The organism is Nocardia sp. NPDC059236, assembly GCF_042754085.1.
Taxonomy (GTDB): domain Bacteria; phylum Actinomycetota; class Actinomycetes; order Mycobacteriales; family Mycobacteriaceae; genus Nocardia.
Map to the genome: position 1 here is coordinate 56,081 of NZ_JBHZAF010000002.1, position 25,924 is coordinate 82,004.

The 25,924-nt window shown below is 68.9% G+C and carries 24 protein-coding genes; 9 read left to right on the plus strand and 15 right to left on the minus strand.

Going from position 1 to position 25,924, the window contains the following annotated elements:
• Nucleotides 1-3: 3 nt before the first annotated feature.
• The 3 genes from ACFXIV_RS05360 to ACFXIV_RS05370 all read left to right on the plus strand — a co-directional run bounded on the left by ACFXIV_RS05360 (nt 4) and on the right by ACFXIV_RS05370 (nt 3,112).
• On the plus strand, nt 4-1,362 hold the full coding sequence (locus ACFXIV_RS05360) for a wax ester/triacylglycerol synthase family O-acyltransferase (protein ID WP_379397801.1): 1,359 nt from the start codon (nt 4-6) through the stop codon (nt 1,360-1,362).
• Between the two features lie 46 nt (nt 1,363-1,408).
• Nucleotides 1,409-2,197 carry an RluA family pseudouridine synthase gene (locus ACFXIV_RS05365; RefSeq protein ID WP_379397803.1) on the plus strand — a complete coding sequence of 263 codons (789 nt, stop codon included), beginning with the start codon at nt 1,409-1,411 and terminating at the stop codon, nt 2,195-2,197.
• A 135-nt stretch (nt 2,198-2,332) separates the two neighbouring features.
• Complete coding sequence (locus ACFXIV_RS05370) at nt 2,333-3,112, plus strand: metallophosphoesterase (RefSeq protein WP_379397805.1); 780 nt, start codon at nt 2,333-2,335, stop codon at nt 3,110-3,112.
• On the opposite strand, the gene ACFXIV_RS05375 is transcribed toward ACFXIV_RS05370, so the two are convergent.
• A complete protein-coding gene (locus tag ACFXIV_RS05375; RefSeq protein WP_379397807.1) occupies nt 3,093-4,160 on the minus strand; it encodes an AraC family transcriptional regulator in 1,068 nt (355 codons plus the stop codon). The two genes, ACFXIV_RS05370 and ACFXIV_RS05375, sit on opposite strands and share 20 nt — an antisense overlap.
• 95 nt (nt 4,161-4,255) lie before the next feature.
• Between ACFXIV_RS05375 and ACFXIV_RS05380 the strand changes: the two genes are divergently transcribed.
• Nucleotides 4,256-5,710 (plus strand): flavin-containing monooxygenase, encoded by a 1,455-nt coding sequence (locus tag ACFXIV_RS05380; protein ID WP_379397809.1) that lies wholly within the window; start codon nt 4,256-4,258, stop codon nt 5,708-5,710.
• A gap of 175 nt (nt 5,711-5,885) precedes the next feature.
• On the opposite strand, the gene ACFXIV_RS05385 is transcribed toward ACFXIV_RS05380, so the two are convergent.
• A complete protein-coding gene (locus ACFXIV_RS05385; RefSeq protein WP_379397811.1) occupies nt 5,886-6,266 on the minus strand; it encodes a hemophore-related protein in 381 nt (126 codons plus the stop codon).
• 380 nt (nt 6,267-6,646) lie between these two features.
• Between ACFXIV_RS05385 and ACFXIV_RS05390 the strand changes: the two genes are divergently transcribed.
• Nucleotides 6,647-7,798, plus strand: coding sequence for a lipase family protein (locus tag ACFXIV_RS05390; protein WP_379397813.1), 1,152 nt, complete (start codon nt 6,647-6,649; stop codon nt 7,796-7,798).
• 24 nt (nt 7,799-7,822) lie between these two features.
• On the opposite strand, the gene ACFXIV_RS05395 is transcribed toward ACFXIV_RS05390, so the two are convergent.
• The 3 genes from ACFXIV_RS05395 to ACFXIV_RS05405 all read right to left on the minus strand — a co-directional run bounded on the left by ACFXIV_RS05395 (nt 7,823) and on the right by ACFXIV_RS05405 (nt 9,488).
• Nucleotides 7,823-8,344 (minus strand): TetR/AcrR family transcriptional regulator, encoded by a 522-nt coding sequence (locus ACFXIV_RS05395; RefSeq protein ID WP_379397815.1) that lies wholly within the window; start codon nt 8,342-8,344, stop codon nt 7,823-7,825.
• Nucleotides 8,337-8,762, minus strand: coding sequence for a DUF4260 family protein (locus ACFXIV_RS05400; protein ID WP_379397817.1), 426 nt, complete (start codon nt 8,760-8,762; stop codon nt 8,337-8,339). Before ACFXIV_RS05400 ends, ACFXIV_RS05395 begins: the two co-directional genes overlap by 8 nt.
• 84 nt (nt 8,763-8,846) lie before the next feature.
• Entirely contained in the window at nt 8,847-9,488 is a 642-nt protein-coding gene (locus tag ACFXIV_RS05405; protein WP_379397819.1) for a YitT family protein, read from the minus strand.
• Between the two features lie 293 nt (nt 9,489-9,781).
• On the opposite strand from ACFXIV_RS05405, the gene ACFXIV_RS05410 reads away from it, so the two are divergent.
• On the plus strand, nt 9,782-11,011 hold the full coding sequence (locus tag ACFXIV_RS05410; protein WP_379397821.1) for a lipase family protein: 1,230 nt from the start codon (nt 9,782-9,784) through the stop codon (nt 11,009-11,011).
• Between the two features lie 37 nt (nt 11,012-11,048).
• Here the strand turns inward: ACFXIV_RS05410 and ACFXIV_RS05415 are convergent, their stop codons facing one another.
• The 4 genes from ACFXIV_RS05415 to ACFXIV_RS05430 form a co-directional block, all read right to left on the minus strand.
• Complete coding sequence (locus tag ACFXIV_RS05415) at nt 11,049-11,687, minus strand: ammonium transporter (RefSeq protein WP_379397823.1); 639 nt, start codon at nt 11,685-11,687, stop codon at nt 11,049-11,051.
• A 161-nt stretch (nt 11,688-11,848) separates the two neighbouring features.
• Nucleotides 11,849-12,613 carry an energy-coupling factor transporter transmembrane component T family protein gene (locus ACFXIV_RS05420; protein ID WP_379397825.1) on the minus strand — a complete coding sequence of 255 codons (765 nt, stop codon included), beginning with the start codon at nt 12,611-12,613 and terminating at the stop codon, nt 11,849-11,851.
• Nucleotides 12,610-14,688 (minus strand): ATP-binding cassette domain-containing protein, encoded by a 2,079-nt coding sequence (locus ACFXIV_RS05425; RefSeq protein ID WP_379398243.1) that lies wholly within the window; start codon nt 14,686-14,688, stop codon nt 12,610-12,612. The genes ACFXIV_RS05420 and ACFXIV_RS05425 overlap by 4 nt, the downstream gene beginning before the upstream one ends.
• A 214-nt stretch (nt 14,689-14,902) precedes the next feature.
• Nucleotides 14,903-15,526, minus strand: coding sequence for a TetR/AcrR family transcriptional regulator (locus ACFXIV_RS05430; RefSeq protein WP_379397827.1), 624 nt, complete (start codon nt 15,524-15,526; stop codon nt 14,903-14,905).
• Nucleotides 15,527-15,613: 87 nt separating this feature from the next.
• Here ACFXIV_RS05430 and ACFXIV_RS05435 point away from each other — a divergent pair, with 87 nt between their 5' ends.
• A complete protein-coding gene (locus tag ACFXIV_RS05435; RefSeq protein WP_379397829.1) occupies nt 15,614-16,609 on the plus strand; it encodes an SDR family oxidoreductase in 996 nt (331 codons plus the stop codon).
• Nucleotides 16,610-16,730: 121 nt separating this feature from the next.
• Nucleotides 16,731-17,375, plus strand: a complete 645-nt coding sequence (locus ACFXIV_RS05440) for a cysteine hydrolase family protein (protein WP_379397831.1) — start codon at nt 16,731-16,733, stop codon at nt 17,373-17,375.
• Nucleotides 17,376-17,384: 9 nt separating this feature from the next.
• On the opposite strand, the gene ACFXIV_RS05445 is transcribed toward ACFXIV_RS05440, so the two are convergent.
• From ACFXIV_RS05445 to ACFXIV_RS05460, 4 genes are all read right to left on the minus strand, one after another.
• Complete coding sequence (locus ACFXIV_RS05445) at nt 17,385-19,661, minus strand: ATP-dependent DNA ligase (protein ID WP_379397833.1); 2,277 nt, start codon at nt 19,659-19,661, stop codon at nt 17,385-17,387.
• A gap of 171 nt (nt 19,662-19,832) precedes the next feature.
• Nucleotides 19,833-20,153, minus strand: coding sequence for an antitoxin (locus tag ACFXIV_RS05450; protein ID WP_379398245.1), 321 nt, complete (start codon nt 20,151-20,153; stop codon nt 19,833-19,835).
• A 35-nt stretch (nt 20,154-20,188) separates the two neighbouring features.
• The gene (locus ACFXIV_RS05455; protein ID WP_379397835.1) at nt 20,189-21,310 is read right to left on the minus strand and encodes an MBL fold metallo-hydrolase; all 1,122 of its coding nucleotides are present in this window, start codon (nt 21,308-21,310) and stop codon (nt 20,189-20,191) included.
• Between the two features lie 41 nt (nt 21,311-21,351).
• Nucleotides 21,352-22,077, minus strand: a complete 726-nt coding sequence (locus ACFXIV_RS05460; protein ID WP_379397837.1) for an enoyl-CoA hydratase — start codon at nt 22,075-22,077, stop codon at nt 21,352-21,354.
• Nucleotides 22,078-22,159: 82 nt separating this feature from the next.
• On the opposite strand from ACFXIV_RS05460, the gene ACFXIV_RS05465 reads away from it, so the two are divergent.
• Nucleotides 22,160-23,290, plus strand: coding sequence for an NAD(P)-binding domain-containing protein (locus ACFXIV_RS05465; RefSeq protein WP_379397839.1), 1,131 nt, complete (start codon nt 22,160-22,162; stop codon nt 23,288-23,290).
• Between the two features lie 2 nt (nt 23,291-23,292).
• Here the strand turns inward: ACFXIV_RS05465 and ACFXIV_RS05470 are convergent, their stop codons facing one another.
• Nucleotides 23,293-24,090 carry an aldo/keto reductase gene (locus tag ACFXIV_RS05470; protein ID WP_379421219.1) on the minus strand — a complete coding sequence of 266 codons (798 nt, stop codon included), beginning with the start codon at nt 24,088-24,090 and terminating at the stop codon, nt 23,293-23,295.
• Between the two features lie 179 nt (nt 24,091-24,269).
• Nucleotides 24,270-25,820 (minus strand): carboxyl transferase domain-containing protein, encoded by a 1,551-nt coding sequence (locus ACFXIV_RS05475; RefSeq protein WP_379397843.1) that lies wholly within the window; start codon nt 25,818-25,820, stop codon nt 24,270-24,272.
• Nucleotides 25,821-25,924: the final 104 nt, after the last annotated feature.

Sequence of the window (25,924 nt, forward strand, 5' to 3'; positions counted from 1 at the left end):
CCCATGGACCTGCTCAACCCTCTCGACGCGATCTTCCTGGCCATCGAATCCCGCGAGCATCCCATGCACGTGGGCGGTCTGCAGCTGTTCGAACCGCCCGTCGACGCGGGCCCCGAGTTCACCCACGAACTCTTCGAGGCGATGGCCGCGAAAACCGATGTCCGCACCCGATTCCGGCGCAAACCGAGTCGGCTGCTGGGCGGCTTCTCCAGCCTCGCCTGGTCCCACGCAGAGACCGTGGATCTGGGTTACCACCTGCGGCGTTCCGCGCTGCCGGCGCCCGGCGGCATGGGTGATCTGCTGGACCTCACCGAGCGCCTGCACGGCATCCTGCTGGACCGGCACCGCCCACTGTGGGAGGCCCGGCTCATCGAGGGCCTGTCCGACGGCCGCTTCGCGGTCTACGTGAAGATGCACCACGCTCTCATCGACGGCGTCTCGGCCATGCGGCTGCTGCAGCGCACCCTCACCGACGACCCGTTCGACAGCCGGCTCACCGTCCCGTGGGGCACGGCGCCGGTGCCGCGCGACGACAGCCCCGAAACCGAAAGCCCCTGGACGCAGTTGCGCCGGGCGGTGCCGCGGATCCTGCGCGCCACCGGATCGATCGCCGCGCCGTTGCGGGGCGCCATCGACGGGCGGCTCACCCTGCCCATGACCGCCCCGCGCACCGTGCTCAACACCTCCATCGGCGGGGCCCGGCGCATCGCGGTGCGATCCTGGCCGCTGGAGCGGATCAATGCCGTCCGGCTGGCCACCGGGGCCACCGTCAACGACATCGTGCTGGCCATGAGCGCCGCCGCGCTGCGCGCCTATCTGCTCGAGCGTGACGCACTGCCGGACGAGCCACTGATCGCCATGGTGCCGGTCAACATTCGCAGCGCCGCCGAATCCGATACCTCCGAGGGCAATCTGGTGGCGGCCTGCCTGACCAACCTCGGCACCCACATCGAGGATCCGGCGGTCCGGCTGGAAACCATCAGCACCTCCATGCGCGACGCCAAACGGGTGTTCACGCAATTGCCGAAGCTGGAGGCCATGCTGCTGTCGGCCGCGCTGATGACGCCGTTCGGGGTGTCGCTACTACCTGGCTTCGAAGCACTGCCGCGCATGCCGTTCAACCTGGTGATCTCGAATGTGCCCGGGCCGCGCAAACCGGTCTATATGCAGGGTGCGCGCCTGGACGCCAATTACCCGCTGTCGATTCCGTTCGAATCGCAGGCCATGAACATCACGCTGACCACCAATGGCGACAATCTGGATTTCGGCCTGGTCGGCTGCCGCCGCACCGTGCCGGATCTCGATCGCATGACCGACCACCTGGAGAACGGCCTGGCCGAGCTGGAGCGAGCCGTCGCCTGACGCCTCGTGGCACAGGGCCGCGCAGCGCCTCATTACGCTGGTCCGCGTGGAAACATCGTGGCCCGAACTGCGCACCGAGTGCCTGATCCTCGAGGACGAGGCGGTCCTGGCTCTGAACAAGCCGGCCGGGATCTCGGTGACGGGCGAACGCCACGACACCGACATCGTGGAAATGGCCGCGGCGCAGGGCGAGACGCTGTATCCGGTGCACCGGATCGACAAGGTCACCTCGGGTCTCGTCCTGCTGGCCAAGGACCTGCCCGCGCACGGGCAGCTCACCCGGCAGTTCAACAAGCGCACCGCGGAGAAGACGTACCTGGCCGTCACCGCCTCCACGGGCCTGCCCGACCACGGCGTCATCGACCTGCCGCTGAGTGTGGGCCGCAAGAATCGGGTGCGAATCGCCGCGCCCCGCGAGAGCATTCACCGCGCGGGCGACACCTGGCTGGTCGACGAGCAGGACGTGGCGGCGGGCAAGAGCTATCCGTCGGTCACCGAATTCACCACCCTGGCCCGCACCGATTCCCATACCGTGCTGGTACTGCGCCCGATCACCGGGCGGCGGCATCAAATTCGCGTGCACCTGGCCTGGATCGGTCATCCCATCGTCGGCGACCCGCTGTTCGACCGGTCCGGCGCATTTCCCCGCACCCATCTGCATTCGTGGCGTCTGACCCTGGACGCGTCCTGGCGCCCCACCGGCACACTCGAACTGGAGGCCGAGCCGGGCGCCGACTTCTGGCGGATCGGCGACACCCCGGTCACCACCGATCCGCGGCAACTGTTGAGCAGCGCAGGCGAACTCATGACCCGCACCACATCGACCGGCTACTGATACGACTTCGCTATATTGGGTGGCGGGTCTCACCGAGACCGCATCAGGGCAGGTCATTTAGCCTGATTGGGGTGACCGCGGTGCGGCGGCACAGCCGGGCGCAATGATGCTGCCCTTCACAGAAAGCGAACGCCGATGGTTCTGCTGGCTCAGCTCAGTGACACCCATTTCAATATGGGCGCCCGCAATGTCGAACGCGCCGAACGGGTGATGGCCTTTCTCGCCGAGCTGCCGCAGCGACCCGACGTCATCATCGTCACCGGGGACATCGCCGACGAAGGCGATGTGGAGGAGTACCAGCAGGCGCGCGCGGCCCTGACCGCCGATCTGCCCGTGCTGATCCTGCCCGGCAATCACGACGACCGCGCCAATATGCGCAGCGTGCTCTTCCCCGCCTCCTCGGGCACCGGACCCATCAACCAGTCCTACCGGATCGACGGCGTGACCCTGGCCCTGCTGGACTCCAGCATCCCCGGCAAACCGGAGGGCCTGCTCGAGGACGAGACCTACGAATTCCTCACCGAGGTCCTGGCGGCCGCCCCCGACGATGAGGTGGTGCTGGTGGCCATGCATCATCCGCCGGTGCCGGTGCAGTCCACCGTCGTGGATCCCATCCGGCTCACCAATCCGGAGCGCCTGGCCGAGATCGTGGCGGGCGACGACCGCATCGCCGCCGTCCTCACCGGCCACGTGCACGCCGGGCTCATGACCCAGTTCGCGGGCAAGCCGCTGATCGTGGCGCCGAGTGTCTCCTCCACCATCGGCTGCGAATGGGAAACGGCCGCACCGGGACACGTGCCGATCGACTTCGCGCCCGACCCGTCGATGATCTTCCACTCCATTACCGACGGCCGGCTGCTGTCGATGTTCCGGCCCATCGCCATGGGCGGCTGGCTCAGCGAACCGACGGAGTGAGCGCGCCGCGCCGGTAGGCCGAGGGCGTGGTGCCGGTCCAGCGTTTGAAGGCGTGAATGAAGGTGGACGCCTCCGCGTAGCCGAGCCGGATCGCCACATCGCTCACCGACAGCGGTGTGGCCGTGAGCATTTCCTCGGCCAAAGCGCGCCGCACCTCGTCCAGCAGCTGCCGGTAGCTGGTGCCCGCGGCGTCCAGGTGGCGGCGCAGGGTGCGGGTGCTCATATTGAGATCCCTTGCCACCGAATCGATTCCGGGCGGCACCGCGAAACCGTCCAGGCCGCAGCGCGGCACCAGTAGCTCCCGCACCTCGGCGGCGATGCCGGTGCGGGCGCGGCGGCGGGAGACCAGTTCGGTGCACTGCGCCAGGCACATGGCCCAGGTGTGCTCGTTGGCCTGCGGCAGCGGCTGCTCCAGGATCGCCGGATCCATGCTGAACACGTTGTGCTCGGCCTCGAAATTCGGTGTCAGCCCGTAGATTTCGGTGTAGAGGCGGAGGTCGGGCGGTGGCTCGAAATCGAAGTCGGCGCGCAGCAGTTCGACGCGGTGACCCATCAGGTCCGACAGCATCTGGAACATGGCGGTGACGTCGCGTTCCACCAGGAAGCGGCGGACGTCGGCGGGCACCCGCTCGTCGTGGATGCGGGCCACGAATTCACCCGGCCGCCAGCGGGCCGCCGGAATACAGAAGGTGAAGCTGAGCTCCAGGTAGCGCAGGGCGAGGGAGATGGCCTCACCGAGGGTGGGACTGCTGACGCAGGCGAAGCCGAAGATGCCGAAGGTGGTGATGCGGTACCGCCGGCCCACCTCCAGCCCGAGATCGGGGCGGGCACCCAGTTCGCGCACCAGGTTCCGGATCACCGCCAGTTCGGTGTGCGCGTCGATCTGCTCGTCCGGATTGGCCAGCTGCTTCTCGTTCAACCCGCTGCCCTGCAGCATGCGGGCGGCCGGGACCCCGTGCTCGCGGGCGAATCCGACCATGAGGGCGACACTCGCCACGCCGCGCGGGAAATTCCAGTCGCGAATCCCCGCCTCCTGCACCGTGCCCATAGCCTGATTATGGCCGAAATTCTCGATCCGGTCGCCCACCAAATCGAACGCTCGCTCCTACAGTGAGAAGAGTCTTCGATGTGAGGAGCACCACAATGCCGTCCGTCATCATCATCGGCGCCGGATTCGGCGGGCTCGGCATGGCGATCGAGTTGCAGCGCAATGGCTTCCGCGAGTTCACCATCCTGGAGAAGGCGGCCGACCTGGGCGGGGTGTGGCGGGAGAACACCTACCCCGGGGCGGCCTGCGATGTGCCGTCGCCGCTGTACTCGTTCGCGCACGAGCCCAGACCGAAGTGGCGGCAGCGGTATTCGACGCGCGAGGACATCTGGGCGTACATGCACGGGATCGCCGAGCGGCATCGGCTGCTGGACCACATCGTGTTCGGGACCGAGGTCACCGAGGCGGAGTTCGACGAGACGACCGGGCAGTGGACGGTGCGCACCGCCGACGGCGTGACGCGCAGCGCGGATGTGCTGGTCCCGGCCGTCGGGCAGCTGTCGCGCCCGGCCATGCCGCCGATTCCGGGCATCGAGGTGTTCGGCGGGGAATCCTTCCATTCGGCGCGGTGGGATCACGGGGTCGAACTGGCCGGCAAACGGGTGGCCTGCATCGGGACCGGGGCCAGCGCGATCCAGTACATTCCCGAGATCCAGCCGCGGGCCGCTCATCTGACCGTCTTCCAGCGCACCGCCGCCTGGGTGCTGCCCAAGTTCGACACCGACTACAAGCCGGTGCATCAGCGGATCCTCATCTCGATTCCGGGAATGCCGAAGGCCGAACGCCTTTCGTGGTGGCTGCTCGCCGAGTTCATATCGCTGGGGCTGGTCGAGTTCCCCGGCATCGTGCGCGCGGTCGCGCGGATCGCGGAGAAGCATCTGGAGGTGAAGGTCGCCGATCCGGAGCTGCGCGCCAAGCTCACCCCCGACTACCCCATCGGCTGCAAGCGCGGACTGTTCTCCAACGACTACTTCCCGGCCCTCACCCAGCCCAATGTGCACGTGGAGACCGCCGCCATCAGCGAGATCGTCCCCGAGGGTGTCCACACCGCCGACGGCGTGCTGCACGAGGCCGATGTCATCATCTACGGCACCGGCTTCAAGGGCACGGAATTCCTGTGGCCCATGAAGATCCGGGGCCGCGGCGGCCGCAACCTGAGCGACGTGTGGGACGGCGGCGCCCACGCCTACCTGGGCCTCACGGTCCCCGAATTCCCCAATATGTTCATGGTCTACGGCCCCAATACCAACCTCGCCGTCGGATCCATCATCTACATGATCGAATCCCAGGCCCACTACATCCGCCGCGCCCTGCAACTCCTCGCCGAACGACCGCGCACCTATCTGGAAGTCCGACCCGAAGTCGAACTGGCCTTCAACGACGCCCTGCAGCAGCGCCTGGCCCGCACCCCGTGGAACTTCTGCACCAGCTGGTATCGGACGCCCTCCGGCCGCATCACCAACAACTGGCCCGGCACCACCCGCAGCTACCGCCGCCGCACCGGCACCCTCCGACTCACCGACTACACCTTCACCCCGATCCGAGGCTGACCAGTAACCGGTAGACGCGAAATTCCTTGCCCACCAAGTCATCTCAACCGTGGTAGGGAATACGGTGCTGGCAGCGGACACCGATTGATCTGCTGCGGCCGCCTGCCACCAGCACCGAACCTTCCCGATTCCTCGGCTTCACCGCTCAATGAGAATCAGAAGGGCAACCCGTTGGTCAGTACCGGTGGCAACTGTCGGTGACCTGGCGCAGGTGCGGACCGAAGTCCGAGTTGATGTCGGTGGGCGCGCCCGTCTGCTGCTGTTCGACGAGCAGGGCCTGGAAGGCGAGGCGCCGCTGCCACATCGGCTGGTCGTAGGCCATCCGGAACGCGGCCTTGCGCGCGGGTACGGCATCGAGCTGCGCAGCGATCTCGGGTTCCACCTGATGGAAGGCGGCGTCGATCTGGTCGAACGAGCAACTCGAGCTCAGCAGCGGTTCGAGATCGCTCATCGGATCGGCGCCCGCCACTCCCGCACCGGACAGCGCCGCACCGGCGGCGAATCCGGCAATCGTCACTGCAATCACGCCTGCGTACCGCGCACTGATCAACCTCATGTGAGACCAACCTTTCGTAGTAGCTGGATCTGCGGATGACAACCGGCCCTCGGCCGGGCCGGACCGAAGGGTAGCCGAGGGCATCGGGGGCCGGAGCGCTGGACTCCGCACAACACCTTGGTCTCCACGCGCGAGTCATCGTTGACCGCGCGTACCAGGCCACATAGTTTGTTCTCCCATGCGCCGGAATTCTTGGCGGCGCACGCAGTGGTCCGTGGTATCTGGAGCGTCGGCCGATACACACTGGAGGCGTTTTGAAGCTCGATGCCGCACGGTTCGGGAAACGCACGAATAGATCGACCAAATTATCGCGAACAATCCGATACTGGTGGCGCGCCGGACTGATCGGCGCAGTCACACTGCTGGCGACGGCAATCGCGGTGCCCAGCGCCCGCGCCGATATCCCCTTCCCCGACAACGATCCGTTCTATGCGGCGCCTGCCAACCTCGGACAATTCGCGAACGGGTCGATTCTCAACTCCCGGCCGATCTCGGTGTTCGGGCAGTCGCTTCCGGTAACGGGCTGGCAGGTCCAATACCGAACCACCGGCTCCAGCGGTGAGGCCGCCGCCGATATGGCCACGGTCTTGAAGCCCGATACCCCGTGGAACGGGCCGGGTGATCGCCCGCTGCTGGCGTTCCAGGTCGCCGAGGACAGTCTCGGAACGCGGTGCGCGCCATCGTTCGCGCTGCGCGGCGGACGCGGCTTCTCCATCATCACCACACTGCTGGATGTCCCGTTCCTGGCGCAGGCGCTGTGGCGCGGCTGGGCGGTGGTGGTATCCGACTACCAGGGCCCGCAGTCCCGTTTCTTCGACGGCATCAACTCCGGCCGGGCCGTGCTGGACGGCGTGCGGGCCGCCAAATCCTTTGCCCCGCTCGGCATCACCACCAACAGTGCACTCGGCGCGTGGGGCTACTCGGGCGGCGCCTTCGCCACCCTGTGGGCCATGCAGCTGCGGTCGAGCTACGCACCCGAGCTCCGGTTCGCGGGCGTGACCTCCGGCGGCGTGCCCGTGGACATCCCCTCCATGATGCGCGGGGTGGACGGCGGCTTCCAGGCCGGGCTCGCCGTCCTCATCCTGATCGCCCTGGCGCGCAACGATTCCGGCACCGGACTGGCCAAGATACTCAATGACAACGGCCGCACGCTAATGGCCCGAGAGGCCAGCTCGTGCGCCGGCGACCTGGTGGTCCACCACGCCATGCGGCACCTCGACGAATACTCGGCCGCACCGAATCTCATCGGCAGCCAAGCATTCAAGGCCGCCGCCATCCGTCAGGAACTGGGCGCCCAGGCCCCCGATACCCCGCTGTACCTCTACCACAGCAATGCCGACGACGTGATCCCGGCGGGAGGCTTCAGCGCCCTCGTCGACCGCTACTGCTCCCTCGGCGCAAACCTGACCGCCATCCACTCGCAGATCCCCGGCCACAACCCCGCGGCCGTCGTGGAATCCCTGGGAGCCATGAACTTCCTGTCCGACCGCTTCGCCGGCAAACCGATGTCCCCCGGCTGCAACGTGCGCTGAGGCGCTCATTGCGCGGATCGGCCGCTACTCGCCGAAGGCGGCGAGGCCGGATTGCCAGGCGGCCGCTAGGTCGGCGTTGCTGGGGAAGCGGCCGTCGATTTCGAGGCTCACCATGCCATGGGCGAAGGCCCAGAGGGCGCGGGCTCGGGCCGGGTCGCCGCCGACGGCCGTGACGAGTGGTTGTGCCGTGCGCTCTTCCAGGTCGGGCGGGAGTAGGTCGCGGCGGAGTGGGCGGTAGTTCATGAGGCGGTATACGTGCGGGTGGGCCAGGGTGTAGTCGCGGTAGGCCTGGGCCACGCCCGGGAGGCCCTGGGCGGAGGCGGTTTCCAGAGCCTGCGCCACCTCGGTGAAAGCCTGTGCCACTACCAGGGTTTCGAGGGCGGTCTTGTCGGGGACGTGCTTGTAGAGGGAGGGGGCTTTGATGCCCAAGGCCTCGGCGACGTTTCGCATGGTCAAGGCCTCGGGGCCCTGGGTGTCCAAGAGGGTGCGAGCGGCGGCGGCGATCTGCCGCTGCCGCTCGGTGAGTGGTCCGGTCGGGTCAGGCACGGAGGAATCCGTCCGCGGTGCGGAGGCCGTAGCCGGCGATGCGGTCGATGCCGATGTGCAGCATCCAGGCCAGCAGGAAGGTGAACAGGGCCGGGATCTGGAGGGGCGCAGAGGTGTACGCGACGGCCAGGGCCAGGGGGATCCAGGTGCGGTGGGCGGTGTTGTAGAAGGGGACGGCCCGGCGGGGCAATTGGCCCTGCTGCACAGGGTCTTTCGCGCCGATGGCGGCGAAGAATGTGAGGTCGGGGGCGATGAGGCCGGCCGTCAGGGCCAGCCAGGAGCCGGTGCCGTGGTTGACGCCCTCGAGGATGGCGAAGGCGGCGAGGAAGACGGTCCAGGTGATCCATCCGGCCTTGCGGACGAGGGCCGGGAGGCGGTGATCGGTGGTGGCCGGCAGGTTGGCGGCGATGGTGGTCATCGGACCCTCCGAGGCTTCTAACTGGGGCTAACGTTGTTAGCCACAACGTTAGGCTAACGCCGTTAGCCCGTCAACCCCGGATGGTCAGGCGGCCATCGGCTCGGTCTCCGCAGCGGGCGAACCGGCCGGTTCCGCGGAATGGAAGCCCGGCAGGAACCGGTCCACGAACGGGATCATCAGCTGGATCAGCGGTCCGATGGCGAACGCGTACACGACCGTGCCCACTCCGACGCTGCCGCCGAGGATCCAACCGACGGACAAAACCGTCGCCTCCAGCCCTGTCCGGATGACCCACACCGGCTTGCCCGTGCGCCGAACCAGGCCAGTCATCAGGCCATCACGCGGACCCGGCCCCATGCCCGCGCCGATATAGAGCACTGTCGCAATCGCATTGAGCACCACCGCCGCACCCATGGCCGCGATCCGGATCGGCAACGCGTGCAACTCCGGCAGCAACCACAGCCCCGCATCCACCGAGACGCCGATCACCACGACATTGCTGACCGTGCCCAGACCCGGCCACTGCCGCAGGGGAATCCAGGCCAGCAGTACCGCCGCGCCCGTAATCGCCACGACCGTACCGAAACTCAGCGGCACCTGATCGGCCACGCCCTGGTGGAACACATCCCACGGATCCAGGCCGAGCGCGGCGCGGATCATCACGGCCATGGAGAAGCCGTACAACCAGAGTCCGACATACAGGGCGATGAGGCGGCGCAACAACATTGACCGAGCATGGCGGCAACTGGCATGCAACCGGTAGAGCCAGTCGCAAAGATCTGGATACCAAGCTGGATATATCTTTTCGTACAAGAAGCCGCGCAACGCCGTAGTTACGACGCGCGGAGACGCGTTGACCGCGAGGACCGGCCCGACGTAATTTTGATTCTCCGATGCGCCGGAATTCTTGTCGGCGCGAACAGCGGGTCCGTGATGTCCGGAGCGTCGGATGGTTCGACGCTGGAGGCGTTATGCGGCGGGACGGCGCATGGTTCGGGGTACGCACGCGCGGATTCACGGTGCGCTCACACAAGGTTCGGCGCTGGTGGCGCGCCGGGCTGATCGGCGCGGTGACCCTGGTGGCGGCGGCGGTCGCGGTGCCGGGCACTCGCGCCGACGTCCCCTATCCCGACAATGATCCGTTCTACGCGGCGCCGATCAACCTGGGAGAGTTCGCAAACGGGGCAATCCTCAACTCCCGGCCCATCGCCGTCTTCGGGCTGCCGCTCCCGGTGGCGGGCTGGCAGGTGCAGTACCGCACCACCGATTCCACCGGGGAAGCCGCCGCCGACGTGGCCACCGTCATGACGCCGCTCATGCCCTGGACCGGTCCCGGCGATCGCCCGCTGCTGTCGTATCAGATCGCCGAGGACAGCCTCGGAACCCGTTGCGCCCCATCGTTCGCGCTGCGCGGCGGGCGCGACTTCTCCATTGCCACCACCCTGCTGGACGTGCCCTTCCTGGCCGAGGCGTTCCGCCGCGGCTGGGCGGTGGTGGTGTCGGACTACGAGGGCCCGCAGTCCCGATTCTTCGACGGCGTGAACTCCGGCCGGGCCGTGCTGGACGGCGTGCGCGCCGCCAAATCCTTTGCACCACTGGGTATCACGGACGCCAGCCCGCTCGGAGCCTGGGGCTACTCGGGCGGCGCCTTCGCCACCCTGTGGGCCATGCAGCTGCGGGCGAGCTACGCGCCCGAGATCTGGTTCGCGGGCGTGACCTCCGGTGGCGTGCCCGCCGACATCCCCGCCATCGCGCGCGGCGTGGACGGCGGCTATCAGGCCGGGCTCGCGGTGCTGATCCTGCTCGCCCTGGCGCGCAACGATTCCGGCTCCGGACTGGCGGACACGCTCAATGACAGCGGCCGGGCGCTGCTGGCGCAGGAGGCGACCTCCTGCGGCGGCGATCTGGTGGCCCGCCACTTCTTCGGGCACGTCGACGACTACTCGAGCGTCCCGGACATCCTTGACAGCCAAGCCTTCCGGGCCGCCACCAGCCATCAGGAGCTGGGCGGCTGGGCGCCCGACGTGCCGCTGTACCTGTACCACAGCAACAACGACGACGTGATTCCGTCGGCGGGCTTCAGCGCCCTGGTGGACCGCTACTGCGCGCTGGGCGCGAACCTCACCGCCGTGCACTCGGCGATACCGGGCCACAATCCGGCCGCTGCCGGAGAAGCTTTGGGGGCCATGAACTTTCTGTCGGACCGCTTCAATGGCGACCCGGTGGACGCCGGGTGCACCGTGCGCTGACGATCGTCCGCAGCGGCGGTGCACCCGCGCCGGGGCGTTACTGGTCGCCGGGCTGGGCCCACTTGGTGGTGCCGGGCGCCGCGTTCAGCGTGTTGATCAGGTCGATGCCGGCGATGAGCAGGGCGGGCCCGCCGACCACCAGGGTGCCGATGACCGCGCCGACCGCCGCGGCGACCGGTACGGTCGCCAAACCGAAAGCGCCACCGAGGAATCCGATCGCGCCGACCGCCGCGCCCACCGCCAGGCCCAGGAAACTGCCGATGGCCGTGCCGATGCCGAACTGGGTGCTGAACGCCTCCAGGGCGTGCTGGTTCTCGTTCGTCGAGGCCACCGGGTGCAGTACCGGAGTGGCCGCGGCGACATCCTTGACCGCGGTCAGGGACAGGGTGGCGCCGTCATCGCTGACGGTGCCCGGCACCGGGAAGCTCAGGCCGTCCTGCTCGAAGGCCAGCGGCAAGCTGAGGACGGTCGCCCCCGCCGAGTCCTTGATGTTCACCGCTCGCCCGGCCAGCTCGAAGCTGCCGTTGGTGAGGGTGGTGACAACGGCATTGCCGACCAGCTGGGTCTGGTAGCCGATGTCGGGAACCGTCGAATCCGCGTGTGCCACACCGGCTCCGGCGATGGCGACTGCCGTGACAACCGGCGCGGCGATAGCGGTGATCTTGCGCAGCATCATGGTCTTCCAATCTTGATCAGGTGTTTGTGGCAACACACGGCTCAGTTGAAAGAATTCCCCCTTTGCGACTGTGAGCCCGTGCTGCATCGGCAACGCGTTCTACTGGCAGACACGGTAGCGCGCGGCACCGACACCCCGAATTATTTTCGGCTCGAGTGTTGCTAAAAAAGCAGTTCGACGCCGATTCCCAAGGCGCACACCAAAGCCACCACCAGCAGCGCCACCACGTCCGCGCGCCCCGGCGATCCCGGGCGGGCGGTCAGCTCGCCGGTGCCGCCGCGGGTGGTGATGGCCTCGCCGAGTTCGCCCGCGCGCCGGCTGGAGACCGCCATGCTCGCGGTCAGAATGTCGACCAGCGGGTTCTCCGACGCGCGATGCAGCAGCGAATCCTTGGGCCGCAGTTTTCGAGCCGCGCGCAGGATGCGCATCTCCTCCAGCAGCAGCGGCAGGCCGCGCAGGGTCAGCGCGACCACCACCGCCCACTCGTCCACCGGAATCGAGTGCCGGACCCCATGGCGTGTCCAGCTGATGCGTTTCAGCGGCGCACCCAATCTGGCCAGCGCGGGTGCCACCTCACCCATCGGCGTGGTCCAGGCGACCAGGAACGACGCACCCAGCAGCAGGAAGCCGAACAGGATCACCTGCGCGTACCGCAGCAGCGCCGACGCGCCGACGGGCGCGTTGATGGCCGCCCCGATCAGCACGCCCGCCCACATCCACCACGGGAGACGGGGCAGCGTGCCCAGCGGCAGCTTCGCCAGCAGGAACACCGCCACCAGGAACAGCGTCGCGACACCAAGCAGCGCCCAGGACGGGATGAACATGAGCAATACGCTGACGGCGAAGACGCCGATCATCTTGGTACCGGCCCAGAGTCGATGCACGGGGCTGTCGACGGGGACCTCGCGGAGGACGACGCTGCTCATCGGACACCTCCGGTGAAATCCTGAATCCGGTTGTCGTGCACTGCGGCGGAACCGTTCTCGACGAGGCGGCCGTCGCGCAGGTGGACGGTGCGGTCGCACACCGCGGCCATGTCGGACACGTCGTGCGAGATGACGATGAGGGTCAGACCCGAATCCCGGAGCCGGGCAAGTAGTTCCACCACGCCGGCGCGGCCCTCCGGATCGAGTCCGGCCAGCGGCTCGTCGAGCACCACCACCTGGGGGTGGCTCGCAACGATCGCCGCCAGCACCACCCGCTTGGCCTGCCCGCCACTGAGCTCCTCGACCGAGCGCGAGGCCAGCGCCCGGTCCAGCCCCACGGCGTCGAGGGCACGCGCGACGGCGTAACTGCCGCGGCCACCCCAGTCCTCGATCTCGGTGCCGACGTCCTGGCGCTGCAGTTGCAGGCGGGAATGCTGGAAGGCCAGCTGCACGGCGCCGATCCGCTTGTGCACCGGGCGGGTGGTACCCATGGGTTCGCGCAGCACGCAGGTGCCGGCGGTGGGCATGGTCAGCCCGGCCATGATCCAGGCCAGCGTCGACTTGCCGGAACCGTTGCCGCCCACGATGAGCAGGGCTTCGCCGCGGCGGACGCTCAGGTCGATGTCGTGCAGGGCGGGCGCTTCCCAGGGGGTGCCGCGGTTGTAGGTGTGGCCGACGCCCTGCAATTCGAGGACGGTGTCGCCCATGGGCCGGCGGCGTGGATCGCGAACGGGGCGCGGCCAGGCGGGCAGATGGCCGACCGAGCGGCCCTGTTCCAGATGGACCACCCGGTCCGCGGCAGCCGCGTCCGCCTCGTGATGGGTCACCAGGACCACGGCCATCGGATGCCGGCGCGGCAGGTCGGCCAGCAATGCGACCAGGTCACGACGACCCTCGGGGTCGATCATCGAGGTCGCCTCGTCGGCGATGAGCAGCGTGGGCTGCCGGGCCAGGGCGGCGGCCACCGCGAGCCGCTGCTGCTGGCCACCCGACAGGGTCGAGGTTTCGCGGCCGCCCATACCGGCCAGGCCGACCTCGGACAGCAATCCGTCGATATCGACGGCCGCGGCATCGGCGGTGGGCAGGCCCCACACCACGTCATCCGCGACGAGCACGCCCAACGTCTGGCTTTCCGGTCGCTGCAGCACCATGGCGGTGCCGCCACGCACGCCCAGACCGGCCGAGCCCAGCCGGGTGACCGTGCCCGCGGTCGGTGGGCGACCCGCGAGAATCCTGGTGAGCGTGGATTTTCCGGACCCGTTGTGGCCGACCACCGCCACGAATTCGCCGACGTCGACGGTCAGATCGATATTGTGCAGGGCATCGGTGCGCGCTCCCCCGTATCGGAACGCGACCTCCCGCAACGTGACCGGCAGCGGCGCGACCGGACGCGGATCCGCGGGCGCGTCCAGCAGGCTGTCGCGGCCCGGCAGCCAGGACAAGCGATCCAGCACCCGCCCGAGCACGAACCAGGAGAAGACTCCGCTGGCCACCATGGCGGCGATGATGCCGCCGCCCACGAAGGCCCACCACCAGTGCAGGACGGTGTCGGTGTAGTCGGACACGGCACGACCCAGCGGCTCCAGCGAAGACTGGCGCGCCGCCAGGTTTTCGATGCCTTCCGCGGAGTTGCGGATGCTGTCGAACAGCAGGTGCCGCGACTGGGCGAAAACCAGCAGCATGCCGACCGTCAGGGCGGCCATCACGGATCCGGCCACCGCCGACAGCGCCACCACCGCGGGCAGACCGCCTCGCCTGCGCTTGACAGTGCCGATTATCCCACCGATCACCGCGACGCCGACCAGGTTCTCGGCGGGCAGCAGCCCCGCCGCGACGAATGTCACCAGCGCCCCCGCGATGGTGGTCGCCAGCTGCGCCCGGAACCGGTGCCGATGCGCCAGCAGCCCCATGGGCACCGCCGCCACCAGTTGCAGTGCCGCGGCGAACGGCACCAGCGCCCCGAGCGTCACCAGCCCCACCGTCGCCCCGCCCAGCACGGCCGACGCGGCCAGCTCGATGGGCCGCAACGCCCCCGTGGAAAGCGTCGCCCCAGCACTGCTCCCGGCGCGGGACACGCCAACCTGCTCGGCCAGCCCACCGCGAATCCGGTACGAATCAGTCACGCCTACCAGTCTGCCGTGTCCGCACCCCAACCCACCGTGACCTCTCAACATCTCCACAGACTGCTGGCAATGCCGCCACAAATATCCGCGGTCGATGAGCGGAAACACCGGCCCCTATGGCATGGCCCACCCGGCCGTCCCGCCGATCGGCCCGGATGCCCGGCCGCTAGGCCGGACGCTGGTCGATGAGGTTGGCGAAGATGTGGGTGATGCGGGTCGTGAGGGCTTCGGGGGTGGTGCCGGATTGGGTTGCGCGGAGGCCGAATTTGCCGTCGACGGTGAGGGCGGCCATGCCGTGGGCCATCGACCACCAGGCCAGGGCCATGGTTTCGGCGTCGGTGGCGGGAAGGAAGCCGGAGTGGACGGCGTCGGCGACGGCGGATTCGAGGATGGCGTAGGCGGCGTCGCCCGCGGCCTCGGTGTCGGGGTGCTTCTCGGGCTGGGACAGCTCGGGGCGGAACATGATCCGGAAGTAGGCGGCGTGGTCGCGGGCGAAGCCGACATACCCCTCGGCCATGGCGAGCAGGGCGGCGCGCGGATCGGGGGCAGCGGCGCGGGCGGATGCCATTGCGGCGCCGAGGATTTCGAAGCCGCGGGCGGCGAGGGCGGACATCAGGGCGGCACGGTCGGCGAAGTGGTGGTAGGGCGCGCCGGGGCTGACGCCGGCTTCGCGGGCGACCTTGCGCAGACTCACCGCGGCCAGGCCCTCGGACTCGATCAGCTGCAGGGAGGCGCGCAGTAGTTCCTCGCGGAGGTCTCCGTGGTGATAGCGGTCCTTGGTCGGCGGCATGGGATGAGCGTAAGGGGTTGACGGTTCCCGGCCTCGGAATCTATACATTGTTCAGATTCTGAACATCGCTCAGATTGGAGTCAGGCAATGTCCGATCTCGTTCTCGTCACCGGCGCTTCCGGCTATGTCGCGGGCCATGTCATCCAGGAGCTGCTCGGCCAGGGCTATCGGGTGCGCGGCACCGTGCGCTCGGCCGCCCGCGCCACCGCGGTGGCCGAACTACTGGGCGTCGAACTGGTCGAAGCCGATCTGGGCTCGGACGCGGGCTGGGCCGCGGCCGTCGCGGGCTGCCGCTACGTGCTGCACACCGCCTCGCCCTTCCCCTCCGGAGTCCCCGAGCACGAGGAGGAACTCGTCCGCCCCGCCGTGGACGGCACGCTGCGGGTGCTGCGCGCGGCCGCCGAGAGCGGTGTCGAGCGGGTCGTCGTGACCTCCTCCATCGCGGCGGTCGAGGTCGGCAACGAAGGCCATCTGCTCACCGAGGCGGACTGGTCCGACACCGCACAGTGCGACGCCTACCAGAAGAGCAAGACCCTGGCCGAGCGCGCCGCCTGGGATTTCGCCGCCGAACACCCGAATCTCGAACTGGCAGTGATCAATCCGGGCATGATCATCGGCCCCATCCTGCGCGCCGAGGCCGGCACCTCGGTGGACGGCATTCGGGCCCTGCTGGCCGGGGGCATGCCCGGCGTCCCCCGGCTGAACTTCGCGACCGTGGATGTCCGCGACCTCGCGGTGGCGCATCGGCTCGCCATGGAAACCCCGCAGGCCGCGGGCAATCGCTACATCTGCGCGGGCGAGGAAGTCTCCTTCCCGCAGATGGCGCAGATCCTCGCTCAGCGCTACCGGGTCGCGACCCGCGTGCTCCCCGACTGGCTCGTCCGCCTGAGCGCCCGGTTCAACCCCGACGCCCGCACCGCCGTCCGCTTCCTCGGCCGCGCAGCGCACCTGACCGCCGCCAAGGCCGAGCACGACCTGAACTGGACCATGCGCCCCGTAGCGGATTCCCTGCTCGACACCGCGGAGAGCCTCATCCACTTCGGCCTGGTGCCCGCGCCCCGCCCAGCCCGCTCCGCCGCCTGAGCAAGGAGCTTCCACCTGGGGATGTCGCCCGATTCCCCGCACCGCGAGGTCCCTGATCATGGTTCGCCGGCGGGGTAGGGTGGCGAAAGAGGGTGGGGCAGTGGGAGATTGCGGAGGGCTTATGCGGCGCGGGAACGGGCTGGAGATTCCGGAGACGCTCGAGGACGTGTGTTCGCCGGAGAAGATGGCGGTCGTCGTGTACGACATGCAGGCCGGGGTGCTCGGGCAACTCGACGACGGCCCGGCGATCACCGAACGGGTCGCGCGGGTCGTCGAGGCCGCGCGGCGCGGCGGCTACCCCGTGATCTTCCTGCGGCACTTCTTCCTGCCGAAGCGCCTCATGGGAACCTTCGCGCTGCGCATGGCCATGAGCTGGCAGGGCGTGGACTCCGCGGACGACGTGGTGCCGATCCTGCAGCGGGACACCCCGGGATTCGAGCTGGTGCCGGAACTTCGGCCGCAGGCGGGCGAGACCGTCTTCGACAAGACCTCGATGTCGGCGTTCGAGGGCACCCCGCTGGCCTCCACCCTGCGGGACCTCGGGATCGGCGCGTACGCCATTGTCGGCGTCGCGCTCGAGATCGGCATCGCGCCGACCGTGTGCCACTCCACCGATCTGGGTTTCATCCCGGTCGTGATCCGGGACGGCGTCGGCGGGCGGGACGAGCCCGGACAGCAGCGCGCCTGGGACGATTTCGCCTTCCAGGGCCACGCCATCGTGACCGATATCGACACCATCGTGCCGCTGCTCGAGAAGTCGAGCTAGCCGAAACGGTCAGTCGGAGCTGGGAATCCAGGCCGGATGCCAGAGGCGTCCGGTCTCGGTCCAGTTCATGAAGCGCACGGTGCCGGTGAGTTTCGGCGTCACCCACACCGCGTCCTTGCGCTCGTCGGCGGTGAGTTCATTGTCGAACGGGCTGGTCTTGCGGGTCAGGCGGCGCAGCCGATCGGCGAGGCCGCTCATCTCCTGCTCACTGAACCCGGTGCCGACCCGGCCCAGGTAGTACAGCTCCCCCTCGTGCGGAACACCGACCAGCAGCGAAGCGAACTGCCGCACCTCCGATCTCCGGTAGCCGCCGATCACCACCGACAGCGTCCGCCAGTTCCGGGTCTTGATCCACGACTGCCCGCGCCGCCCGGGCAGATACACCGAGTCCCGCCGCTTGGCGACCACGCCCTCCATGCCGTGATCCTGGCTGTACCGCAGGGCTTCCGCGCCCGACCCGCCCAGCTGTTTCGGCACGATCAGCGAACGCGCCTGCCCGGCAAGGGCTTCCAGCACCCGCCGCCGGTCGTCGTAGCGTTTGCGGACCAGGGAGGTGCCGTCCAGATACAGCAGGTCGAAGGCCAGGAAGACCGCCCGCGTCGAATCCTCCCGCAGCAGGCCGAGATTCGCGCCGCCGTGATCGTCGAAGACCACCGCCTCGCCGTCGAGCACCGCGCTGTGCCCGGCCAGTTCCGAACCCAGCACCGCCAGGCCCGGATACTTCCCGGTGACCACATGCCCGGCCCGGCTGCGCAGCGTGACCGCGCCGTCCTCGATCTCGGCGATCAGCCGGAATCCGTCCCACTTGGTCTCGAAGGCCCAGTGCTCGGCGTCGAGGGTCCCCACATCACCCGCCGTGGCCAGCATGGGTTTCAGTCCCCGCGGCATGGGCGCGGGGGTGCGCGGCGGCGCGGCCGGAACCGGCTGCGCCCCATTGCCTTCCATCCCCGGCGGCGTCTGATCCTTCATCAGGTGCATGAGCCACTGGTTGCCGTTGGTCTGGATCAGTGCGTACCGTCCCGTCAGCCGCTGCCCGCGCAGCCAGACGATGACCTCGTCGTCACGCCACTTCTCGGTCTCGTAGGTGCCGGTATCCCAGATGATCATCTCGCCGCCGCCGTACTCGCCCGCGGGGATGGTCCCGTGAAAGGTGAGGTACTCCATCGGATGGTCCTCGGTGTGCACGGCCAGGCGGTTCTCGCCGGTATCGGAGGGCGGGCCCTTGGGCACCGCCCAGGACACCAGCACGCCCTCGCGTTCCAGCCGGACATCCCAGTGCAGCCGCCGGGCGTGATGCTCCTGCACCACGAACCGATTCCCCGGACCGGCGTCCGGCGGGCCCGGCGGGACCGGTTCGGGTGTGCGCCGCGGGTCACGCATGGAGCGGTAGGTGTCGAGCCGGTCCGGAACCGGTTCCGGCAGTGGCTCGTCCAATCCTTCGAGCAGATCCCCCTGCTCCCGCCAGCGCCGCAGCACCTCGTCGAAGCGCAAGTGCCGCAGCCGTTTCGGTTTCTCGATCTCCGTCCAGGCCCGGGGCGCGGCCACCCACGGCTCGGTGCGCCCGCGCAGCGAATACGGCGCGATGGTGGTCTTGGCCGGATTGTTCTGGCTCCAGTCCAGGAACACCTTGCCCCCACGCGCCGATTTCGCCATGGTGGCCGTCACCAGCTCCGGCCGCAGCTGCTGCAGGTTGGTGGCGACCTGCTTGGCCACCGCCGACGCCCCGTTCGGCCCGAGTCTGCGGTCCAGCGGCACGTAGACGTGAATTCCCTTGGAGCCGCTGGTGACCGGGTAGGCCTCCAGCCCCACCTCGCGCACCACGTCCCGCAGGATGAGCGCCACCTCGGCGCACTGCGCCAGCCCGGCCCCCGGCCCGGGATCCAGGTCGAACACCAGGCGGGTGATGTCCCCGACCTCGGCCCCGTCGAAACGCCATTGCGGCACATGCAGTTCCAGCGCCGCCTGCTGCCCGAGCCAGGCCATGCCCGCGAGATTGTCGACGAGCGGGTACGTGACCGGCCGATCGGAATGCCGAACCGTCCTCCGCGCCAACCACTTCGGCGCGTGCTCGGCGAGGTTCTTCTCGAAGAACGACTGCTCGTCCACCCCGTTCGGCCACCGCTTGCGGGTCACCGGCCGCTGCGCGATATGCGGCAGCAGGGCCGGGGCGATGGCCGTGAAATAGTCGATGACCTCCCCCTTGGTGGTGCCGGTGGCCGGGTACAGCACCTTGTCGAGGTTGGTCAGCCCAACCTCGATACCCCCGAAATCCCTGCGGGACCCCATGACAGCAGTTTAGGTCCGGGTCCCGGCAAAAACCGGCAACCCGAAGCGACCCGGAGGAACTCGCGCCATCCGTGAAATGCCAACGGGCCGTTCAGGTCAGCGACGGGGATCCCGCCACTCCCGAACAGCCCGTGGAACGACCGGTGCGACCACTGCGAGACGCCGCGACGATTACGCCTTGGGCTGTTCGCCTTCCGCGGACTCCGCAGCGGGTTCCGGGGCCGGTTCGGCCGCCGCCGCGGCGGGTGCCGGCTCCGGGGCCGGTTCGGCTGCGGGAGCCTCCGCAGGGGCCGCGGCCGGCGCCTCGGCGACCGCCTCGGGCTTGATGGCCGACTTGACCGCCTCCGCGCCCTTGTCGATCTGGGCGGAGAACTTCCCCCCGGTCTTCTCGTCGATCACATGTCCGGCCTTATCGACCGCCTGCTCGATCTTCTCGGCGTTCTGGGCCGCCACCTCTTTGCCCTTGCCGACCAAGCCCTTGAGCGTGTCCATGAGACTCACAGCGCTGCTCCTTCAATCTCGGTCCGTTATTGGCGAACATCCTCCCACCACGAATCCCGTGGTGGGAGGCCAATCGGGTCGATCCGCTCGCCCGGCTTCGGCACGGCGATGCGTGTCCCCGCCGCCTCCGCCGCCTCGGCCAACCGGCGGACCGGCTCCGACCAGCCGTGGAAGGCCAGATTGAAGGTGGCCCAGTGGATCGGCACCAGCAGCCCGTAGCCCGCATCGCCGACACACAGATCGGCGTGGGCGCGCACCGCCTCCTCGGGGTTCATGTGCACATCCGGCCAGTGCCGGTCGTAGGCGCCGATGGGCAGCAGGGTCAGGTCGAACGGGCCCAGCCGCGCACCCGCTTCCGCGAAGGCCTTGGTGTAGCCGGTGTCGCCGCCGAAGTAGACCCGGCGGGTGGGACCGGCGATCGACCAGGACGCCCACAGCGTGGTGTTGCGCACCAGCCCGCGGCCGGAGAAGTGCCGCGCCTCCGCGCAGGTGATCACCAGATCGGTGCCGTCACCATGATCCCGCTGCAGCTCCGACAGCGAAACCGAAGCTGCCCAGTCCAATTCGACAATGCGGTGCTCGGGCACCGCCCAGTGCCGCAGATGCGCGCCGATGCCGATCGGCACGATGAACACGCAGTCCTGACTGTCCGCCAGCTCGATCACGGTGTCGCGATCCAGATGGTCGTAGTGGTCGTGGGAAATAAGCACCGCGTCCAGCGCCGGCAGCTCCGACAGCGGCGACGGTACCGGATGCAGCCGGGCCGGACCCACCAGCGGCGACGGCGAGACCCGCTCGCTCCACACCGGATCGGCCAGCACCCGGTAGCCGTCCACCTCGATCAGGCAGGTGGCGTGCCCGTACCAGGTGACGGCCAGGTCCCCCGCCTGCTCCGGCAGCGCGGGCGTCACCAGCGGGATCGTCCCGGCCGGGCGGCCCCGGTCGCGCTGGGTGGCCAGCTGGTACAGCAGTTCCAGCGGGGAACCGGTGATCTGGCTGCTCGGTTCGGTGTTGTGGAACTGCCGATTGCGATAGGTGGTCGCCCCGCGCGCCGTCGGCGCGATGGCGGACATGGAGGCGCCCATGGCGGAGGGAATCCCCCACGCCGCCCGCACCAACCAGGAAAGACCGAATGCACCCGCAGACATACCCACCAGTTTCCGCGCCTTCGCGGTCGCGCGCTGCCCGTTCATTTGCCCTCGAACTTCGCGGGCCGCTTCTCCTGACGTGCCGTGCGCGCCTCCTGCGCGTCGGCACTCTGCCACGCCGCGTCCAGAGCCGCGGTCTGCTCCAGGGAGTCGGGGCCGCGGGTGTCGTCGTCGTTGAAGACCAGTTTCAGATGCCGCAGCGACAGCGGCGCGAGTTCGGCGATCTGCTCGGCCCAGGCCTGCGCGTCGGCCAGCGTGCCGATCCGGTTGGCGAAGCCGAAGTGGTACGCGTCCGCGGCCTGCACCCGCTCGGCGCCCATCAGGATGGTGCGCGCCGGACCGGGCCCGATCAGGTTGGACAACCGGCGCACGGTCCAACGGTCCACGGAGATACCGAGTTTCGCCGCCGGCACGGCGATGAAGGAGTCCGGCGTCATGACCCGTAGGTCCGACGCCAGGGCTAGTTGCACGCCCGCGCCCAGCGCCCCGCCGTTGATGGCCGCGATCACCGGCACCGGGATCGTCTCGATGGTGCGCAGCATGCCGAGCAGCCCGGTCAGGAACTCGTCCGAATACACGCCGTCCAGATCCGCGCCCGCGCTGAAGATCGGCCCCTGGCCGGTCAGCACGATCACGCGGGCCGAGGTCGCGGCCTCCTCGAGCGCCGCGCGCAGCAGCCCGATCAGCTCCTCGTTCAGGGCGTTCCGTCGATCCGGACGCTGCAGTTCGATGGTCACTACCTCGCCATCGCGGCTGACTCCGAGCATCTTTCCCTTCCCCACTGTCCAACTCACCTGCACTTTCGACCCATGATCGGCCTTCACTCTAGGTGCGCGTACCGTCGGGCCGGTGACTGCAGCACCCGATGTCGACATCCTCGTAATCGGCGCCGGGCAGGCCGGTTTGTCGGTCGGATATCACCTGCGACGGCTCGGTTTGCGGCCGGAGCAGGACTTTCTCATTGTCGACCACGCTCCCGCGCCCGGTGGGGCGTGGCAGTTCCGGTGGCCGTCACTGACATTGAGCAACGTCAATCGGGTGCACGATCTTCCGGGCATGCCGTTCGCGGAGACGCTGCCCGAGGGCTCGGAGAACGCACAGGCGGCCACGGCCGTGCCGCACTACTTCGAGCTCTACGAGAAGCGCTTCGATCTGCGGGTGCACCGGCCGGTATCGGTCAGCCTGGTGTGCGACCGGGCCACCCCGGCCACCTGCCCGGATCAGGAGGTCGACGGGCTGCTGCACGCGGAGCTGACACCGGACACGACGCTGCGGGTGCGCGGGCTGGTGAATGCGACCGGCACCTGGGACAAGCCGTTCATTCCCTACTACCGGGGCGCGGACACCTTCGCAGGGCGTCAGCTGCACGCCCACGATTACCGCACCGCAACGGAATTCGCGGGCAAGCACGTGGTCGTGGTGGGCGGCGGGATCACCGCCGTCCAACTGCTGGACGAGATCTCGCAGGTCACCGGCACCACGTGGGTGACCCGGCGCGAACCCGTGTTCCGCTCAGGGCAATTCGCGCCCGAGGACGGGCGGGCGGCGGTGGCCATGGTGGAGGACCGTGTGCGGCGCGGACTCCCGCCCGGCTCGGTGGTCTCGGTCACCGGCCTGCCCGAGGACGCGCGGGTGCGGGCCATGCGCGACCGCGGCGTGCTGGACCGGCGGCCCATGTTCGACCACCTCGAGGCCGACGGAATCCGCTGGGCCGACGGCACTTTCCAGCATGCCGAGGTGATCCTGTGGGCCACCGGATTCCGCAGCGCCCTCGACCATCTGGCCCCGCTGCGGCTGCGCGGTCCCGGCGGCGGCATCACCATGGGCGGTCGGCTCGCCACCCGGGTCGAGGCCGATCCGCGCATCCACCTGATCGGCTACGGCCCGTCCGCCAGCACCATCGGCGCGAATCGCGCGGGCCGGGCCGCCGCCGTCGAATTGACCTCGTACCTGGGCATTCCCACCCAGCACGAGCCGTGAGCTCAGGCGGGGGCGTCCATATCGAAAGTGTTCGGATCCGCGCCCTGCCGCGCGCCCTTGTCGATGCCGACGATCTGCGTCATCTCCCGGCCGGAAAGCTCGAAATCGAAGACCGCCAGGTTCTCCGCCATCCGGGACGGCATCGTGGACTTCGGAATGGCCACGTTCCCCAGCTGCATGTGCCAGCGCAGGATGATCTGCGCGGGCGTCCGGCCGAGCTTGTCCGCCAGCGCGATGATGACCGAGTCGTTGAACTCGGCCCCGCGCCCCAGCGGGCTCCACGCCTCGGTCACGATGCCGTGCGCGGCATGGAAGGCACGCAGCTCCGACTGCGCGTAATACGGGTGCAGCTCAACCTGATTGATGGCCGGCACCTCACCGGTCTCACCCATCACCCGTTCCAGGTGCGCCCTGGTGAAGTTGGAGACGCCGATCGAGACCACCCGGCCCTGCCGCTTGAGCGTCTGCAGCGCGCGGAAGGTGTCGACGTACAGATCGGCCGCGGGCAGCGGCCAGTGGATCAGGAACAGGTCGATGGTGTCCAGGCCCAGTCGCTTGACGCTGGCGTCGAAGGCGCGCATGGCGGCGTCGTAGCCGTGGTCGGCGTTCCACAGCTTGGTGGTGACGAACACCTCGTCCCGCGGTAGGCCCGATTCGCGGACCGCGCGGCCGACCTCCTCCTCATTGCCGTAGAAGGCGGCGGTGTCGATGCTCCGGTAGCCGAGCTCGAGGGCCGTCGTAATGGTGACGACCGCCTCGTCGCCGACGACGTTGTACACACCGAACCCTAGCTTCGGCATGACCTGGCCATCATTGAGCACTATCGCTGGGACGTCGCTGGCCTCGAACCGATAAGTCACCGTTCCGAAGGTAGAAGCGCTGTTCCACCCCGTCAACCGAACACACTATAAGGAAGAAGCCGAATCTGATTCGCACGGCGGCAACTTCTCAGCGTCGCCGTGGTGGGATATGAGGAGAACTACGACCCGAGACCCAGGCGACGGTATCGCAGCTGCCGTGCGGCCAGCAGATCCGCAGCGGACCTACCGGTGAGACCGGCCAGTTCGTCGGCAATGGCCGCCACCATGCGCAGCGCGAAATCCACCGGCTCGTCCGCGGCATCGGGATACTCGGGCACAACGCGGTCCACGATTCCGTCGGCCCGCAGATCCTGGGCGCGGATCCGCTGGGCAGCGGCCAGTTCCGGGGCGTGCCGGGTGTCGCGGTAGACGATCTCGCTCGCCCCCTCCGGCGGGAGCGGAGCCAGCCAGCCGTTCGCGGCCGCCAGTACCCGGTCCGCCGGCAGCAGGGCCAGCGCGCCACCGCCGGTGCCCTGACCGAGCAGCACCGACACCGTCGGAGTGTCGAGGGTGACGAGATCGGCTATGCAGCGGGCGATTTCGGGCGCCAGGCCGCGCTCCTCCGCCTCACGGGACAGCGCGGCGCCCGCGGTATCGATGACGAGGACCAGGGGGACGTGGAGTTCGGCGGCCAGGTGCATGCTGCGCCGGGCCTCGCGCAACGCCGCCGGGCCCATGGTGTTCTCGGGTGACTGCCCCGCGCGATCGTGACCGAAGACGATGCAGGGCTGCCCACGGAAACGGGCGAGCGCGTGCACGACGGTGCGATCCAGCTCGCCCTGTCCGGTGCCGGACAACGGAACTCGATCGGTGGTGTGGCGCAGCAACTCCCGGATTCCCGGCCGATCTGCCCGCCGCGAGATGAGCACCGACTGCCAGCCGCCGACATCGCCGGTATCGAGCAGCGCCGGGCCGCACCGCTGCTCCGCACCCGCCGGGAAGGTACCGAAGCCCTCCTCCGAACGGTGTGGGCCGCAGTCCTTTTCGGGCAGCGGCAGCGGTCCGTCGCACAGCACGTTCAGGGCGCGATGTGCGATCCGGCGGAAGACCGGCACCGGGACGACTCCGTCGATAACGCCATTGTGGTAAAGGTTTTCGGCCGTCTGCACGCCCTCGGGGAACTGTTTCCCGTACAGCGCCTTGTAAACCCGCGGCCCGAGAAAACCGACCAGCGCGCCCGGCTCGGCAAATGTCATGTGCCCCAACGATCCCCACGAGGCGAACACCCCGCCCATGGTCGGGTCGCGCAGATACACCAGATACGGATGCCCCGCCGCCTTGTGTGCGGCCAGGGCCCCGGCGACCTTCACCATCTGCACGAAAGCGACTGTGCCCTCCTGCATTCGGGTGCCGCCGGAGGTCGGCGAGGCGAGCAGCGGCAGTCCCAGCTCGGTGGCACGCTCCACCGCCGACACGATGCGCTCGGCCGCGGCCACCCCGATGGACCCCGCGAGAAACCCGAACTCACACGCGAGCACGGCGACCCGCCGCCCGCGCAGCAACCCCTCCCCGGTGAGCACCGCCTCATCGGTGCCCGCCGTTGCCGCAGCAGCCAGCAAATCCTCGTGATACCCGGCCGATGCCGCCACCGCAACGGGTGGCCGATCCCAGCTCACGAAGGAACCGGGATCGAGCAATGCGCCGAGCAGCTCCCGCGCCGAGATCTTCATGAGGCATGAGAGTAGCTACAGATGGCACACCCTCAGTTCGCGGCCCGCCTCGGCCTGGACTGACGGAGCGGGGGAGCGAAGCGGAGGAGCGGAGGAGGGAAGGC

Excerpts from the sequence above, each read along its gene's own strand:
- ACFXIV_RS05435 (WP_379397829.1), top strand. The coding sequence starts at position 15,614 with ATGTCCGATCTCGTTCTCGTCACCGGCGCTTCCGGCTATGTCGCGGGC.
- ACFXIV_RS05415 (WP_379397823.1), bottom strand. The coding sequence starts at position 11,687 with ATGATGCTGCGCAAGATCACCGCTATCGCCGCGCCGGTTGTCACGGCA.
- ACFXIV_RS05475 (WP_379397843.1), bottom strand. The coding sequence starts at position 25,820 with ATGAAGATCTCGGCGCGGGAGCTGCTCGGCGCATTGCTCGATCCCGGT.
- ACFXIV_RS05385 (WP_379397811.1), bottom strand. The coding sequence starts at position 6,266 with ATGAGGTTGATCAGTGCGCGGTACGCAGGCGTGATTGCAGTGACGATT.
- ACFXIV_RS05470 (WP_379421219.1), bottom strand. The coding sequence starts at position 24,090 with ATGCCGAAGCTAGGGTTCGGTGTGTACAACGTCGTCGGCGACGAGGCG.
- ACFXIV_RS05375 (WP_379397807.1), bottom strand. The coding sequence starts at position 4,160 with ATGGGCACGGTGCAGGAGGCGGGGATTCGCGACTGGAATTTCCCGCGC.
- ACFXIV_RS05360 (WP_379397801.1), top strand. The coding sequence starts at position 4 with ATGGACCTGCTCAACCCTCTCGACGCGATCTTCCTGGCCATCGAATCC.
- ACFXIV_RS05460 (WP_379397837.1), bottom strand. The coding sequence starts at position 22,077 with ATGCTCGGAGTCAGCCGCGATGGCGAGGTAGTGACCATCGAACTGCAG.
- ACFXIV_RS05440 (WP_379397831.1), top strand. The coding sequence starts at position 16,731 with ATGCGGCGCGGGAACGGGCTGGAGATTCCGGAGACGCTCGAGGACGTG.
- ACFXIV_RS05450 (WP_379398245.1), bottom strand. The coding sequence starts at position 20,153 with ATGGACACGCTCAAGGGCTTGGTCGGCAAGGGCAAAGAGGTGGCGGCC.
- ACFXIV_RS05455 (WP_379397835.1), bottom strand. The coding sequence starts at position 21,310 with ATGTCTGCGGGTGCATTCGGTCTTTCCTGGTTGGTGCGGGCGGCGTGG.
- ACFXIV_RS05445 (WP_379397833.1), bottom strand. The coding sequence starts at position 19,661 with ATGGGGTCCCGCAGGGATTTCGGGGGTATCGAGGTTGGGCTGACCAAC.
- ACFXIV_RS05400 (WP_379397817.1), bottom strand. The coding sequence starts at position 8,762 with ATGACCACCATCGCCGCCAACCTGCCGGCCACCACCGATCACCGCCTC.
- ACFXIV_RS05420 (WP_379397825.1), bottom strand. The coding sequence starts at position 12,613 with ATGAGCAGCGTCGTCCTCCGCGAGGTCCCCGTCGACAGCCCCGTGCAT.
- ACFXIV_RS05380 (WP_379397809.1), top strand. The coding sequence starts at position 4,256 with ATGCCGTCCGTCATCATCATCGGCGCCGGATTCGGCGGGCTCGGCATG.
- ACFXIV_RS05405 (WP_379397819.1), bottom strand. The coding sequence starts at position 9,488 with ATGTTGTTGCGCCGCCTCATCGCCCTGTATGTCGGACTCTGGTTGTAC.
- ACFXIV_RS05370 (WP_379397805.1), top strand. The coding sequence starts at position 2,333 with ATGGTTCTGCTGGCTCAGCTCAGTGACACCCATTTCAATATGGGCGCC.
- ACFXIV_RS05430 (WP_379397827.1), bottom strand. The coding sequence starts at position 15,526 with ATGCCGCCGACCAAGGACCGCTATCACCACGGAGACCTCCGCGAGGAA.